The organism is Gluconobacter sp. (genome assembly GCF_047722525.1).
Classification (GTDB): domain Bacteria; phylum Pseudomonadota; class Alphaproteobacteria; order Acetobacterales; family Acetobacteraceae; genus Gluconobacter.
On the sequence record NZ_JBDNYY010000038.1, the window covers coordinates 1 to 12937 of the forward strand.

At 60.7% G+C, this 12937-nt stretch carries 12 protein-coding genes and 3 tRNA genes; 11 read left to right on the forward strand and 4 right to left on the reverse strand.

Annotated features, from left to right (window positions below; translation table 11 throughout):
- Positions 1-191: 191 nt before the first annotated feature.
- The 5 genes from ABF859_RS14610 to ABF859_RS14630 all read left to right on the forward strand — a co-directional run bounded on the left by ABF859_RS14610 (position 192) and on the right by ABF859_RS14630 (position 5304).
- Complete coding sequence (locus tag ABF859_RS14610; RefSeq protein ID WP_415528392.1) at positions 192-1118, forward strand: 2-hydroxyacid dehydrogenase; 927 nt, start codon at positions 192-194, stop codon at positions 1116-1118.
- A gap of 79 nt (positions 1119-1197) precedes the next feature.
- Positions 1198-1273, forward strand: a tRNA-Thr gene (locus ABF859_RS14615).
- 243 nt (positions 1274-1516) lie between these two features.
- Complete coding sequence (locus tag ABF859_RS14620) at positions 1517-3004, forward strand: paraquat-inducible protein A (RefSeq protein ID WP_415528393.1); 1488 nt, start codon at positions 1517-1519, stop codon at positions 3002-3004.
- The gene (locus ABF859_RS14625; RefSeq protein ID WP_415528394.1) at positions 3001-4683 is read left to right on the forward strand and encodes an intermembrane transport protein PqiB; all 1683 of its coding nucleotides are present in this window, start codon (positions 3001-3003) and stop codon (positions 4681-4683) included. Before ABF859_RS14620 ends, ABF859_RS14625 begins: the two co-directional genes overlap by 4 nt.
- 3 nt (positions 4684-4686) lie before the next feature.
- Positions 4687-5304 carry a membrane integrity-associated transporter subunit PqiC gene (locus ABF859_RS14630; protein WP_415528395.1) on the forward strand — a complete coding sequence of 206 codons (618 nt, stop codon included), beginning with the start codon at positions 4687-4689 and terminating at the stop codon, positions 5302-5304.
- 79 nt (positions 5305-5383) lie between these two features.
- On the opposite strand, the gene nusG is transcribed toward ABF859_RS14630, so the two are convergent.
- The 3 genes from nusG to ABF859_RS14645 all read right to left on the reverse strand — a co-directional run bounded on the left by nusG (position 5384) and on the right by ABF859_RS14645 (position 6317).
- On the reverse strand, positions 5384-5914 hold the full coding sequence (nusG, locus tag ABF859_RS14635; protein WP_011252857.1) for a transcription termination/antitermination protein NusG: 531 nt from the start codon (positions 5912-5914) through the stop codon (positions 5384-5386).
- Positions 5915-5923: 9 nt separating this feature from the next.
- Complete coding sequence (gene secE, locus ABF859_RS14640) at positions 5924-6178, reverse strand: preprotein translocase subunit SecE (protein ID WP_228119962.1); 255 nt, start codon at positions 6176-6178, stop codon at positions 5924-5926.
- Positions 6179-6240: 62 nt separating this feature from the next.
- Positions 6241-6317: transfer RNA gene (locus ABF859_RS14645), tRNA-Trp, on the reverse strand.
- Between the two features lie 169 nt (positions 6318-6486).
- Here ABF859_RS14645 and ABF859_RS14650 point away from each other — a divergent pair.
- A tRNA-Gly gene (locus ABF859_RS14650) sits at positions 6487-6560 on the forward strand.
- A 27-nt stretch (positions 6561-6587) separates the two neighbouring features.
- Here ABF859_RS14650 and ABF859_RS14655 read toward each other — a convergent pair.
- On the reverse strand, positions 6588-7124 hold the full coding sequence (locus ABF859_RS14655; protein ID WP_415528396.1) for a hypothetical protein: 537 nt from the start codon (positions 7122-7124) through the stop codon (positions 6588-6590).
- A 343-nt stretch (positions 7125-7467) separates the two neighbouring features.
- Between ABF859_RS14655 and atpH the strand changes: the two genes are divergently transcribed.
- From atpH to atpC, 5 genes are read left to right on the forward strand one after another with little or no spacing between them, the layout of a single operon-like run.
- Entirely contained in the window at positions 7468-8040 is a 573-nt protein-coding gene (atpH, locus tag ABF859_RS14660) for an ATP synthase F1 subunit delta (RefSeq protein WP_415528397.1), read from the forward strand.
- A complete protein-coding gene (gene atpA, locus ABF859_RS14665) occupies positions 8040-9575 on the forward strand; it encodes a F0F1 ATP synthase subunit alpha (protein WP_415528398.1) in 1536 nt (511 codons plus the stop codon). The genes atpH and atpA overlap by 1 nt, the downstream gene beginning before the upstream one ends.
- Positions 9576-9584: 9 nt before the next feature.
- On the forward strand, positions 9585-10475 hold the full coding sequence (locus ABF859_RS14670; RefSeq protein ID WP_415528399.1) for a F0F1 ATP synthase subunit gamma: 891 nt from the start codon (positions 9585-9587) through the stop codon (positions 10473-10475).
- 22 nt (positions 10476-10497) lie between these two features.
- Positions 10498-11961, forward strand: coding sequence for a F0F1 ATP synthase subunit beta (atpD, locus tag ABF859_RS14675; RefSeq protein WP_415528400.1), 1464 nt, complete (start codon positions 10498-10500; stop codon positions 11959-11961).
- A gap of 4 nt (positions 11962-11965) precedes the next feature.
- Complete coding sequence (gene atpC, locus ABF859_RS14680) at positions 11966-12382, forward strand: ATP synthase F1 subunit epsilon (RefSeq protein WP_086648568.1); 417 nt, start codon at positions 11966-11968, stop codon at positions 12380-12382.
- Positions 12383-12937 lie beyond the last annotated feature (555 nt).

Below are 12937 nucleotides of genomic sequence, written 5' to 3' on the forward strand. Positions count from 1 at the left end.
TCCGTATAGGCTGACTTGTCTCCACGAGGCATGATCCTGCCCTCCTGCATGAGATCCAGCCTCCTCTACGCCCGAACCCGACACGCGTTCCCCTGAGGCGTGGCCCTACACAAACAGGTGTGCGGGGTTGATCCGAACCCGGCACGGGGCGAGCATCGCCATTTCCGTTTCCCGGTCGGAGAACACGCAGAATGTCGATCGTCTTCCATCACACGCCCGAGCGCGCCAAAGTCTGGAGCGAGAAATTCGCGAAGGCCCGTCCTGACATCCCGTTCCACATCTGGCCCGACACCGGCCCGAAAGAGGATGTGCGCTATCTCGCGGCCTGGAAGACACCGGACGATCTCGGCACGCTTTTTCCCAATCTTGAAGTCCTCTTCTCGCTGGGCGCGGGGATCGACCAGCTCAATCTCGCCAATGTGCCTCCCGGCGTGAAAATCATCCGCATGGTGGAGAGCAGTCTGGTGGAGGGCATGATCGAATATGTCCTGTGGGCGGTCCTGTCCTTTCACCGTGACATGTTCCGCTATGCCCGCCAGCAGCGGGAACACGTCTGGGACGGCTCGCATAACCGTCCCGCGAAGCTCTACCGCGTCGGTCTCATGGGCATGGGAGAGCTGGGCAGTCCGGTTCTGGAGAAGCTCGTCTCCTTCGGCTACGAATGCCGGGGCTGGAGCCGCAGCCGCCGGGAAGTTCCGGGCGTGAAGTCCTTTGCCGGGGCAGGGGAGCTGGATGCTTTTCTCGCGGAGACCGACATTCTGGTCTGTCTCGTCCCGCTGACGGACGCCACGCGCGGCATTCTCAATCGCAGCCTGTTTGAAAAACTGCCGAAAGGGGCGTGTCTCATCAACTGCGGGCGCGGTGGTCATCTGGTGCAGGACGATCTGATTCCGGCCCTCGACAGCGGTCAGCTCTCACAGGCCGTGCTCGATGTCGCCACACCCGAACCGCTGCCGCCAGAACATCCATTCTGGGATCATCCGCGCATTTTCCTGACCCCCCATATCGCCAGCGCCGCCCAGTCGGACACCGCTGCGGAGGCCGTTCTCGCCAATCTGCGGCGCTATGAAGCCGGCGAACCCATGACCGGCGTCATCGATACGGGGCGCGGCTATTGAGCGTTCGAAGCGGTTTGTGCATTTTCCGGCTTGCCAACCCCGGAGGGCTCGGTTAGAACGCGCCCACCTTGATGGATGCGCCGGTGTAGCTCAGCTGGTAGAGCACGTCATTCGTAATGATGGGGTCGGGAGTTCGAATCTCTTCACCGGCACCATCAAGGTCTTCCGAAAATCCGGTTCCGAGATCCCATGTCCCACCATGGCGGACACGGACGACGATGTTTTCCGCACAGCATGCGGATCTTCACATTTTTTCAAAATATTGCCGATATAACCGCCTTCCTCTGGGCAATCCGCCCGCGATGGGACTACGATGGATGCCGATATCCCGATGCGGAGGGCTGCCCGAAGAGGGCGGACTGTCAAAAGACGGCTCCCTGCGTTAGGTTAGGAGCCCGATGTCTGACCGTTTTCATAAACGGCTGTGGCGCAACGCCGTCAGCTTTTCCCGCAGTCAGGAGCCCCACGCCTCCATTCATGCGGTGGAAGGTCTGCGCGAATGCCCGACCTGCGGCTTGTTCCAGCATGTTCCGCGTCTGAAACCCGGTCATCTCGCCGAATGTCTCCGCTGCGGGTGCCAGCTTGCCCGCCGCCGCAAGACCTCCCTGATCGGCGCCCCGGCCGCCTTCTGCATCACCTCGGCCGCGCTCTACGCCACGCTTCTCATCAGCTCCCTCATGACGCTGAACGTCTACGGACGCGAAAATACCGTCTCGCTGATGAGCGGCCCCATAGAACTCGGTCATCAGGGCTACGGGACGATCGGCGTTCTGGTCGCGCTCGTGACGATTCTCATGCCCGGCGTCATCATCGGCCTGATGGCGGCCATTCTCTATGGCGCCTCCCGGCCCCATATGCCCGACTGGACCCCGCGTCTCCTCACCTGGTACGACCGCCTGCGCGGCTGGTCGATGGTGGAAGTCTATGTCCTCGGGGTTCTCGTGGCCTACACGAAGCTGGTGGACCTCGCCCTCGTCATCCTTCAGCCGGGGGTCTATCTTCTGGGTGGACTGATGCTGAGCATGGCCGCCGTCGACTCCACCTTCGACGCCGAGCGGATCTGGCGCAGCCGCGACATCCAGCCCAAGCTTGACGATCATCAGGGCCATCTGCTGGACGTTGCCCATCTGGACGCCCGCAATGGCGTCATTCCTCCTGTGGAGAACATGCTCTCCTGCCATGCCTGCAATTTGGTCATGGCCTTCGATCATGCCGTGCCGCAGGAACAGGACATGGGGGACTGCCCCCGCTGCGGACAGATCCTGCGCCGCCGCAAGCCCCAGAGCCTGTCCTCGGCCACCTGTCTTCTCGTGGCCGGTGTCGTGTTCTATCTGCCGGCCAATCTCCTGCCGGTCATGACCTATACGAAGGTCGGTCACGGTGCGCCCAGCACCATCATCAGCGGCGTGATCGAGCTGTGGCAGGCGGGGATGATCCCGCTGTCCCTGCTGGTGCTCTTCGCCAGCATCACCGTGCCTGTTCTCAAGATCGTCGCCCTGACGATCATGATCATCAGCACGCGTCTCGGATTGAGCTGGCAACTGCGGCATCTGGCGAAACTCTACCGTCTTGTCGTCATCATCGGTCGCTGGTCCATGATCGACGTGTTCATGATTTCCATCCTCGTTGCCGTTGTGCATTTCGGCTTTCTCGCCAATGTCACGGCCGATCCGGGGATGGTGTGCTTTGCGCTGGTCGTGATCCTGACCATTTTCGCCGCAGAGCTTTTCGATCCCCGCGGCATGTGGGATGCAGCCGGCCTTAATGGCACGGTCGCAGGCCACGCAGTGGACAGCAGGCCCCCGGAGGAGACACCGTCCCCATCCGGCCCTGTTCCGCATCTGCCTTCTTCTGACCCTACTGACATGGAGCCTGGACGCGCGTGAGCGATTCCCGAAACAACCGGGGGGAGCCAACGGTCTCGCCGAAGGAAGCCCCGGTGCGCCGCACCCGCTTCTCCCTCATTCTGCTGATTCCGGTGGTGGCCATCCTCATCGCCGGATGGCTGGCGTGGGAGCATTTCGCCACGCGTGGTCCCGTCATCACCATCACGTTCGAGACGGCGGACGGCCTCACACCGGGCCAGACGCAGGTGAAGAACAAGGCCGTGACGCTGGGTACGGTTCAGGACATCACCCTGAGTGACGACATGAAACATGTCGATGTCACGGTGCAGATGAACGCCAACAGTTCCCACATCCTGACCGATCACACCCGGTTCTGGGTCGTGCGTCCGCGCATCAACGGGGCCAGCATCACCGGCCTCGATACGCTGTTCTCCGGTGCCTATATCGCGCTGGATCCCGGCATGGATGATGGCCACTACCAGAAATCTTTCAAGGGACTGGAATCGCCACCGGGCGTCCGGTCAGACCAGCCCGGCGAGACGTTCTGGCTGGTTTCTCCGTCTCTGGGATCGCTCGGTCCGGGATCCCCGGTCTTCTTCCGTGACCTTCAGGTGGGTGAGGTGCTCGGCTACACGATGCCGCCGGGCGGCAAGGGGCCCATCGTCATCCAGGCCTTCGTCAAGGAGCCGTATGACCACTATCTGCGCACGGACAGCCGTTTCTGGAACGTCTCTGGCGTTCAGGTTGGTCTCGGCGCCGGTGGTCTGAAGGTCCAGCTCAAGTCGCTTCAGGCCCTGTTTTCGGGCGGTATCGCTTTCGGGTTGCCGGAGCGTCGCCGCAACATCGACCTGCCTGACGCGCCTGCCAATTCCGTCTTCAAGCTCTATGCCAGCGAAGCCGATGCCGACAACGCCCGCTATCACAAGCGCCTGCGTGTCGTGACCTACATCAACTCGTCCGTCAAAGGCCTCACGAGCGGTAGCCAGGTCACCATGTTCGGCCTGCAGATCGGCACCGTCACCGATGTCCGCCTCCTTCTCGAAGGTCCCACGAAACTTCCCCGTGTCCGCGTGGATATGGAACTCGAACCCGAGCGCATGCTGTCCAACTGGGATGACCGGATCGAGAACAGCAGGGAACAGCCGGTGGAGAAATATCTTCAGGCCTTCGTGGCCGACGGAATGCGTGCCTCTGTCCAGAGCGCCAGTTTCCTGACCGGCGAATCCATGATTGCCCTGCAGTTCGTCAAGAACGCTCCGGTTACGTCGCTGACCTATGAAGGCGACATCGCCGTCCTCCCCAGCCAGGCCGGCGGCATGGATGGGATCATGGAATCCGTTTCCACCATCACCGACAAGATCGCCGCGATGCCACTGACCGAAATCGGTGGTCATGTGAACGATCTTCTGGCGCATGCGGATGGCCGTCTGAACAGTCCTGAAGTCACGCAGTCCCTCGCGGCCCTGCGCGATTCGCTCCAGAACCTGAGCAGACTGACGAAAACCGCCAACCAGAACCTGCCGGCACTGATGAAGAGCCTGCAGGGCACATTGAGCAATGCCCAGTCCGTCCTGGGCGCTTATGGCGGCGACACGGATTTTCATCGCAGCCTCCAGAACATGATCACCCAGTTGACCCAGATGTCCCGCTCCCTGCGGTTCCTGACGGATTATCTCGATCACCATCCTTCCGCTCTCATCACCGGCCGCAGGAACTGAGCCATGAAACAGTCTTCGACGTCCCGCCTCCGTTTTCTGTCCATGGTGGGGGCCCTGGGGCTGACGGGCCTTCTTTCGGCCTGCAGTAGTGATCCGACGCTCTACACACTGGCGCCTCTGCCGGGCGTCTCCCAAGCGGGAGGACCGGTCGTGGTCGAGGTCCGCACTCCCGTTGTCAGCGCGCGGCTGGATCGCGACACGATCGTGAAGGCCAGCGAGGACTACCAGACCAAGTTGGCCTCCGGCAGCAGTTGGAGCGAGGCGCTGCCGGACATGCTGGGCCACACGCTGGTGACCGATCTGGCCCAGCGTCTGCCCGGGACGACCGTTTTTGCTCAGGACGATGCCGTTACCACCACGCCGACAGCCTATGTCGAGCTGACCATTCGCAACTTCGAAGCCGATTCGGCGGGGCATGCGCTCGTAACCGGAATGCTGTCCGTCCATCCGGCGGGCAAAATGATCGGACCTGTGGTGACCTCACCCGTGCTCTGGCAGTCGGCGGAGCCTGTGGCATCCAGCACGTCAAAGCTGACCGCGGCACTCAGTCAGGGTGTGGCGGCTATTGCTGATCAGGCGGCTGCAAAACTGCGCGTCCTGCCGCCTCCCGTGACGGACTGAGAGGCACAGGGCACAAGAACAAAAAAAGGCTCCCGAAGAGGGAGCCTTTTTTTGTGGGTAATTCAGCGGCTGAAAAGCATCAGAGCTTTTCGACCTGCGTGAAGTCCAGATCCACAGGGGTGGAGCGCCCGAAGATGGAAACGCTGACCTTGAGGCGCTGACGCTCGTCGTCCACGTCCTCGATCATGCCGGTGAAGGAGGTGAACGGACCATCGGCTACGCGGACCTGCTCACCGATCTCGAAGGACAGGCTGGAACGGGGGCGCTCGACGCCTTCCTGGGCCTGCTTCATGATCCGGTCGGCTTCAGCAGCCGTGATGGGTGTCGGACGGTTGCGGGTTCCGAGGAAGCCCGTCACCTTGGGTGTGTCCTTGACGAGATGCCAGGCCTCGTCCGTCAGTTCCATCTTGACGAGAACGTAGCCCGGGAAAAACTTGCGCTCTGCATTGACCTTACGGCCGCGGCGCATTTCGGTCACGTCTTCGGAAGGAACAAGAATCTGTTCGAAATGGTCGGAAAGGCCTTTCTGTGCAGCCTGCTCCTGAATGTGACTCGCGATCTTTTTCTCGAATCCGGAATAGACATGCACAACGTACCAACGCTTCGCCATGGTGCGAACCTAACCTCCAACGCCAAATAGTTCGCGGACGCCGAGGCCGATCACCTGGTCCACGATGAAGAAGAAGATGCAGGTCACGGTAACCATGACCAGCACGGCACCTGACGTGATCAGGGTATTGCGACGGGTCGGCCATGTGACGCGCTTCGCTTCGGCGCGGACATCACGAACGTATGCGACCAGATTGAAGCCGGATCCGTTCTTTTGAGGCGCCGTTTTCCGCGACTCGTCTTTCGGGGTACTGACCGACACCATCGTCCTCGAATCAAATGAAAAACCCGCTCCCGGTGTCGGGAAGGACATCCGGCGAGAAGGAGTGGCAGGGGTGGAGGGTCTCGAACTCTCAACCTCCGGTTTTGGAGACCGGCGCTCTAGCCAATTGAGCTACACCCCTATCATCGGGCAGGACGTTTTGAGGCGTCATGCCAACGACAGTGGCCGCAAAAGAGAATGTTCGGGAACAAAAGTCAAGTGCCCCGAACATCTTTGTTGTGGAAATTCCATTTTGGATTTTCCCCTCTTGCAGGCGCGGGAAAAGATGGAGTAAGGACACTCCCACCTGAGCGGGCGTAGCATAGTGGTAATGCAGTAGCCTTCCAAGCTTCTTAGGAGGGTTCGATTCCCTTCGCCCGCTCCAGGTTCCCGATAAAACGATGTCCAGTCCTTACTGCCACTGACAGGGCACGTGCGACGGTGTGGCTTCTCCGAACTGGAGAACCTGCAATGCGACGGCGGTGTCTCCGACATTCCCTGACAGATGGCCTTTTGGCTCCGAGCCGTGAGCGGTGGGCGCCAGATCCTCGCTGAGCAGGATGTCGCCCGGATTGAGTTCGACGCTGGTGCCGTCCATCGCCTTGACGAAATAGATTCCCGAAAGCGGGACGATCCACTGGACCTGATGGCTTTCGTTCCATCCTCCCTTCCAGTGGGGAGGCTGCACGCGCATCGTCACAGTCGTCGGCCCCTCATGGGGGTGGCTGAGCATGACTTTCTCTCCGTCCGGGTTGATCGAATCCTCATGGAATGTCGACATCTTGCACTTTGTCAGATGTGTGACGCCCTGAGGGTCGGTCCAGTTGTCCCAGTAGGAAATGGTGGGGAAAGAAGGCTTGTCTTCGATGGGGGCTGCCTGGGCCGTCGTGGTGAGAGCATGGACGGACAGGGCGCCGAGCAGGGAAAAGAGGCGCTTCTGGATGGACATCGGGTCTCCAAGGTCTGTGCAGGGATCGTGCGGTCGAAAGCATGGGGCAGAACGGGGAAAGATCTCCCGGAAAACCACCGTGGAACGTCCGTCATGCCAGTCCGGTAGGGTAAAACGCAAACCCGCGTCCTGATGCCGGACAGTTGAACGGGCAATTTGCAGATCGTCTCGGTTGCGCAGGGACGGGGCAGCGTGCTAGAGGCGGCGCCAAGTGGAGGACCGGGTTTCAGACGAATCCTGCGCAGGAACGTGTATGCCCGGTCCGGACAGTTTTGATGCAAGGAACCGGATAAGCCGGTTCCTGCCGCACTCTGCGGCGGATTTAGTGAGACGGAACACGCGTGTGACGGTGACACAGGTGCCGCAGGTTGGACATACAGGGGGCTTGGCCCAGCGCTATGCCCGTGCGCTTTATGACCTCGCTTCGGAGCAGGGAAATCTTTCCGATGTTCTGGGTGAAGTGAAGGCGCTGCGTGCCGCCATTGCCGAAAGCGACGATCTGCGGAAGTTTCTGGCTGATGCCCGGATGGACATCCGTCAGGGCCGGACGGTTTCGAACGTCCTGATGTCGAAGCTCGGTTTCGGAGATGTCCTGCGCCGGTTCGTTGGCGTCATCGCCGACAATCGCCGTCTGCCTGATCTTGCATCCATTCTGGACGGTGTCCTGGCTCTTGATTCCGCCCTGCGTGGCGAAGTCGTTGCCGAGGTCTGCTCCGCACAGCCTCTGACGGACACACAGCGCAGTCAGCTTCAGGCCCGTCTGGCCGAAGCCGGCTACAGCCGCGTGTCCATGACCGAACGGACGGACGCCGCCCTGCTTGGCGGCATGACCGTACGCATCGGTTCCACACTGTTTGATACTTCGATCGCCGGGCGCCTGACCCGCCTGCAGAACGCCATGAAGGGAGCCGCGTGATGGATATCCGTCCCGCTGAGATTTCGGACATCCTCAAGCAGCAGATCGCGTCGTTCGACCAGGTCGAGACCGTTTCCGAGACGGGCACGGTCCTGTCCATCGGCGACGGCATCGCCCGCGTCTACGGCCTGACGAATGTCATGGCCGGTGAAATGGTCGAGTTCGAAGGAACTGGCCTCAAGGGCATGGCGCTGAACCTCGAAGCCGACAATGTCGGTGTGGTTCTGTTCGGCGACGGCGATGGCATCCGCGAGGGCGACACCGTCCTGCGCACGAAGTCCGTGGTTGAAGTTCCGGTTGGTAAGGGTCTGCTGGGACGTGTGGTTGACGGTCTTGGTAACCCGATCGACGGCCGTGGCCCGCTGACGGACGTCGAATACCGTCGTGCCGAAGTGAAGGCTCCGGGCATCATGCCGCGCCAGTCGGTCAGCGAGCCGATGCAGACCGGCATCAAGGCCATTGATGCGCTCGTCCCCATCGGACGTGGCCAGCGTGAGCTGATCATCGGTGACCGCCAGACGGGCAAGACCGCCATCCTGATCGACACCATTGTCGCCCAGAAGCCGGTCAATGCCGAAGGCGATCCGAAGAAGTCCCTGTACTGCATCTATGTCGCCATCGGTCAGAAGCGCTCCACGGTTGCAAACCTGGTCCGCACGCTGACCGAGCATGGCGCGATGGAATATTCCATCGTTGTTGCTGCTACGGCGTCCGATGCTGCTCCGATGCAGTATCTCGCACCGTACACGGCCTGCGCCATGGGTGAGTATTTCCGTGACAACGGCATGCACGCTCTTGTCTGCTACGACGATCTGTCCAAGCAGGCTGTGGCCTACCGCCAGATGTCTCTGCTGCTGCGTCGTCCGCCGGCTCGTGAAGCCTTCCCGGGTGACGTGTTCTATCTGCACTCCCGTCTGCTGGAGCGTGCGGCCAAGATGTCCGACGCCAATGGCGGCGGCTCCCTGACGGCCCTGCCGGTCATCGAGACGCAGGCTGGCGATACGGCAGCCTACATCCCGACCAACGTGATCTCCATCACGGACGGTCAGATCTTCCTTGAGACGGACCTGTTCTACAAGGGTATCCGTCCGGCCGTGAACGTCGGTGGTTCGGTGTCCCGTGTGGGTTCCGCAGCCCAGATCAAGGCGATGAAGCAGGTTGCCGGCAAGATCAAGCTGGAGCTGGCCCAGTATCGTGAAATGGCTGCGTTCTCGCAGTTCGCTTCCGACCTGGATGCCGCAACCCGCAAGCAGCTGGATCGTGGTGCCCGTCTGGTCGAGCTGCTGAAGCAGCCTGAGACGTCCCCGCTGCCCGTTGAAGAACAGGTTGTTGTTCTTTACGCCGGTACGCGTGGCTACGTTGATCCGATCGCCGTGGACAAGGTTGTGGCCTATGAAGCCGCTCTCCTGTCCGAGCTGCGCGGTGCGGGCTCTGACATCCTGACGGTCATCCGCAATGACCGCCAGATCAAGCCGGAGACGGAAGGCAAGCTCAAGGAGCTGCTCGAAGCATTCGGCAAGCGCTTTTCGGCCTGAGGATAGCCCATGGCTTCGCTGAAGGAACTGCGTGGACGGATCACGGGCGTCAAATCGACGCGCAAGATTACGAACGCGATGAAAATGGTCGCAGCCTCCAAGCTGCGACGCGCCCAGATGCAGGCCGAAGCGGCCCGCCCCTATGCCGTCGCCATGCGTCGCATGATGGCGGAGCTGGCGACGGCAACCCGTGGTGAGGACGCAGCCAGTCTGCCGCGTCTTCTGGCGGGAACGGGCAAGGATCAGACCCATCTCGTGGTGGTGCTGACTTCTGACCGTGGTCTTGCCGGCGGCTTCAATGCCAATATCGTCCGCAGTGCCCGTCAACTGGTCGACACGCTTGTCTCTGAGGGCAAGACGGTCCGCATCCTGCCGGTCGGCCGCAAGGGAGCAGACATTCTCGTGCGTCACTATCCGGAGATGATCACTGATCGTCTGGCGGGCAGTGATGGCAAGGATGTGGGTTTCGACAAGGCGACCGATATCGGAAGCCGGATCGCGACCATGCTGGATGCGGGCGAGATCGACCGCTGCACGCTGGTCTATAACCGCTTCCTCAACGCCATGACGCAGGTTCCGGTTCAGGCGCCTCTGGTTCCGCTTTCGGTCCCCGAGAACGACAATGCCGCCCCTGATGCCGACACGGCGCAGTACGAATTCGAGCCCGATGAGGCAACGCTCCTGACGCAGCTTCTGCCGCGCAACCTGCAGGTCCAGATTTTCTCGGCCATGCTGGAAAGCGCTGCTGGAGAGCAGGGTGCGCGGATGACCGCGATGGACAATGCCAGCCGCAACGCCAGCAAGGCCATCGATCGTCTGTCGCAGAAGTACAACCGCACGCGTCAGGCCAACATCACCAACGATCTGATCGAAATCATCTCCGGCGCAGAAGCCGTTTGAGATCACGCAGGAGACGAATCCGATGTCTGAAACCCTTACCCCTTCTGCCGGAGCTGCCAACAACGTGGTCGGCCGCGTCACCCAGGTGCGTGGTCCGGTCGTGGACGTGCAGTTCGAAGGCGATCTTCCCTTCATCCTGAACGCCCTGCATGTCCAGAACGGCGATCACACGCTGGTTCTGGAAGTTGCCCAGGAAATCGGCGAGCGTCAGGTCCGCTGCATTGCCATGGACACGACCGATGGTCTGGTCCGCGGCACTGAAGTCCGTGACACGGGCAAGCAGATCATGGTTCCGGTTGGCCCGGCAACGCTTGGCCGTATCCTGAACGTCGTTGGTGAGCCCATCGACGAGCGCGGTCCGATCAACAGCGAACTGCGCTTCCCGATCCATCGTCCGGCTCCGTCTTTTGAAGAGCAGGCTGCTGCGTCCGAGATCCTCGTGACCGGCATCAAGGTCGTCGATCTGCTCTGCCCGTACCTCAAGGGTGGTAAGATCGGTCTGTTCGGTGGTGCTGGCGTCGGCAAGACGGTCATCATTCAGGAACTCATCAACAACATCGCCAAGGCACATGGCGGCGTGTCCGTCTTCGCTGGTGTGGGTGAGCGTACCCGTGAAGGTAACGACCTGTATTTCGAAATGCAGGACGCAGGCGTCATCAAGATCGCTGAAGACGGTTCGACCGAGGGTTCCAAGGTTGCGCTGGTCTACGGTCAGATGAACGAGCCGCCGGGAGCCCGTTCGCGCGTGGCCCTGACGGGTCTGTCGCTTGCAGAATACTTCCGTGACGAAGAAGGCCAGGACGTCCTGTTCTTCGTGGACAATATCTTCCGCTTCACGCAGGCCGGTTCCGAAGTCTCCGCACTTCTGGGCCGTATCCCGTCCGCAGTGGGTTACCAGCCGACGCTGGCCACCGAAATGGGTGCCCTGCAGGAGCGTATCACGTCCACGAAGAAGGGCTCCATCACGTCCGTTCAGGCCGTGTACGTCCCTGCTGACGATCTGACCGATCCGGCTCCGGCCGCGACCTTCGCGCATCTTGATGCAACGACGGTTCTGAACCGTTCGATCGCTGAAATGGGCATTTATCCGGCTGTTGATCCGCTGGATTCCACGTCCCGTTCGCTCGATCCGAAGATCGTTGGTGAAGAGCACTACCAGGTCGCCCGCCAGGTCCAGCAGACGCTCCAGACCTACAAGGGTCTGCAGGACATCATCGCGATTCTCGGCATGGACGAGCTGTCCGAAGACGACAAGAAGATCGTTGGCCGCGCGCGTCGCATCCAGCGCTTCCTGTCCCAGCCTTTCCACGTGGCCGAAGTCTTCACAGGCGCCCCGGGCAAGCTGGTGTCGCTGGAAGACACGATCCGTTCCTTCAAGGCTGTCGTAGCCGGTGAGTACGATCACCTCCCGGAAGGCGCTTTCTACATGGTCGGTGACATCGACGAGGCCGTAGCGAAGGCCGAGAAGATGAAGCAGGAGGCCTGATCCGATGCCGCTTCGCATCGAGATCGTCAGCCCGGAAAAGCGCCTTGTCGAACGTGACGTCGACATGGCCGTGGTCCCGGGCATGGAAGGCGATATTGCAGCCATGCCAGACCGCGCACCGCTGATGCTTCAGCTGCGGGGCGGCGTTGTGGCCCTCTATCAGGGTGACAAGATCGTGGACCGTTACTTCGTGACGGGCGGCTTCGCTGATATGGGCGCGGATCACTGCACCATTCTGGCTGATTCTGCCCAGCTTATGAGTGAGCTGTCTGTGGATGAGGCCAAAAGCCGTCTGCGGGATCTGGAAAGCCGTTGGGCCGAAATCGGTCCGAACGACGTGGACATGCACGATCAGATCAGCCGCGAACTGCAATCGGTTCGCGCCGAACTGGAAGCTGTTCAGGAACATGGTCCGGCCTGAAGGGTCTTTTCAGATCAGGTTTGCAAAAACCCGCTTCATCGCAAGGTGAAGCGGGTTTTTCTTTGCCATTTCTCAGAATTCTACAGCCGTAGATATGCGTCGTTGCCTGAAATGACGACGTGCCTAACCATCAAGCGTATTATCTGAGGGTGTTCAGGATTTTTTGTGAGGGGCGCGCGTTGTCTCATACTCAGAAGCCTCACAGCTCTGCCTCAGTGCCTTAATTTCGGGGCAGGGGACGCGTTCCTAAAGGACGCTATGCGAGGCGTAAGGCGCGATAACGCGCGAGTTTGTGTGCCCAACAGACGTTGAACGAGCAACAAACTGGGAAATTCAAAGAAAACGACAGAAAAAAGCGCCCGAGAGGCGCTTTTTTCGCCTTTTTATCATTACGAAATTCGAATGGGTAACGGGGATAAGTTGTTTTTGTGGGGGATTTTTGGGTGTTGGGAATGTGGACAAGTGCGCGTCTGATTCTGTTTGACAGTGTGGTGAGGTGGCCGTATAAGCCCGTTCACCGACGCAGCGGGGCTCACTTCTAGGGCTTCCGGGGCG

Excerpts from the sequence above, each read along its gene's own strand:
- ABF859_RS14670 (WP_415528399.1), top strand. The coding sequence starts at position 9,585 with ATGGCTTCGCTGAAGGAACTGCGTGGACGGATCACGGGCGTCAAATCG.
- atpD (WP_415528400.1), top strand. The coding sequence starts at position 10,498 with ATGTCTGAAACCCTTACCCCTTCTGCCGGAGCTGCCAACAACGTGGTC.
- ABF859_RS14655 (WP_415528396.1), bottom strand. The coding sequence starts at position 7,124 with ATGTCCATCCAGAAGCGCCTCTTTTCCCTGCTCGGCGCCCTGTCCGTC.
- ABF859_RS14630 (WP_415528395.1), top strand. The coding sequence starts at position 4,687 with ATGAAACAGTCTTCGACGTCCCGCCTCCGTTTTCTGTCCATGGTGGGG.
- secE (WP_228119962.1), bottom strand. The coding sequence starts at position 6,178 with ATGGTGTCGGTCAGTACCCCGAAAGACGAGTCGCGGAAAACGGCGCCT.
- atpC (WP_086648568.1), top strand. The coding sequence starts at position 11,966 with ATGCCGCTTCGCATCGAGATCGTCAGCCCGGAAAAGCGCCTTGTCGAA.
- atpA (WP_415528398.1), top strand. The coding sequence starts at position 8,040 with ATGGATATCCGTCCCGCTGAGATTTCGGACATCCTCAAGCAGCAGATC.
- ABF859_RS14610 (WP_415528392.1), top strand. The coding sequence starts at position 192 with ATGTCGATCGTCTTCCATCACACGCCCGAGCGCGCCAAAGTCTGGAGC.
- ABF859_RS14620 (WP_415528393.1), top strand. The coding sequence starts at position 1,517 with ATGTCTGACCGTTTTCATAAACGGCTGTGGCGCAACGCCGTCAGCTTT.
- nusG (WP_011252857.1), bottom strand. The coding sequence starts at position 5,914 with ATGGCGAAGCGTTGGTACGTTGTGCATGTCTATTCCGGATTCGAGAAA.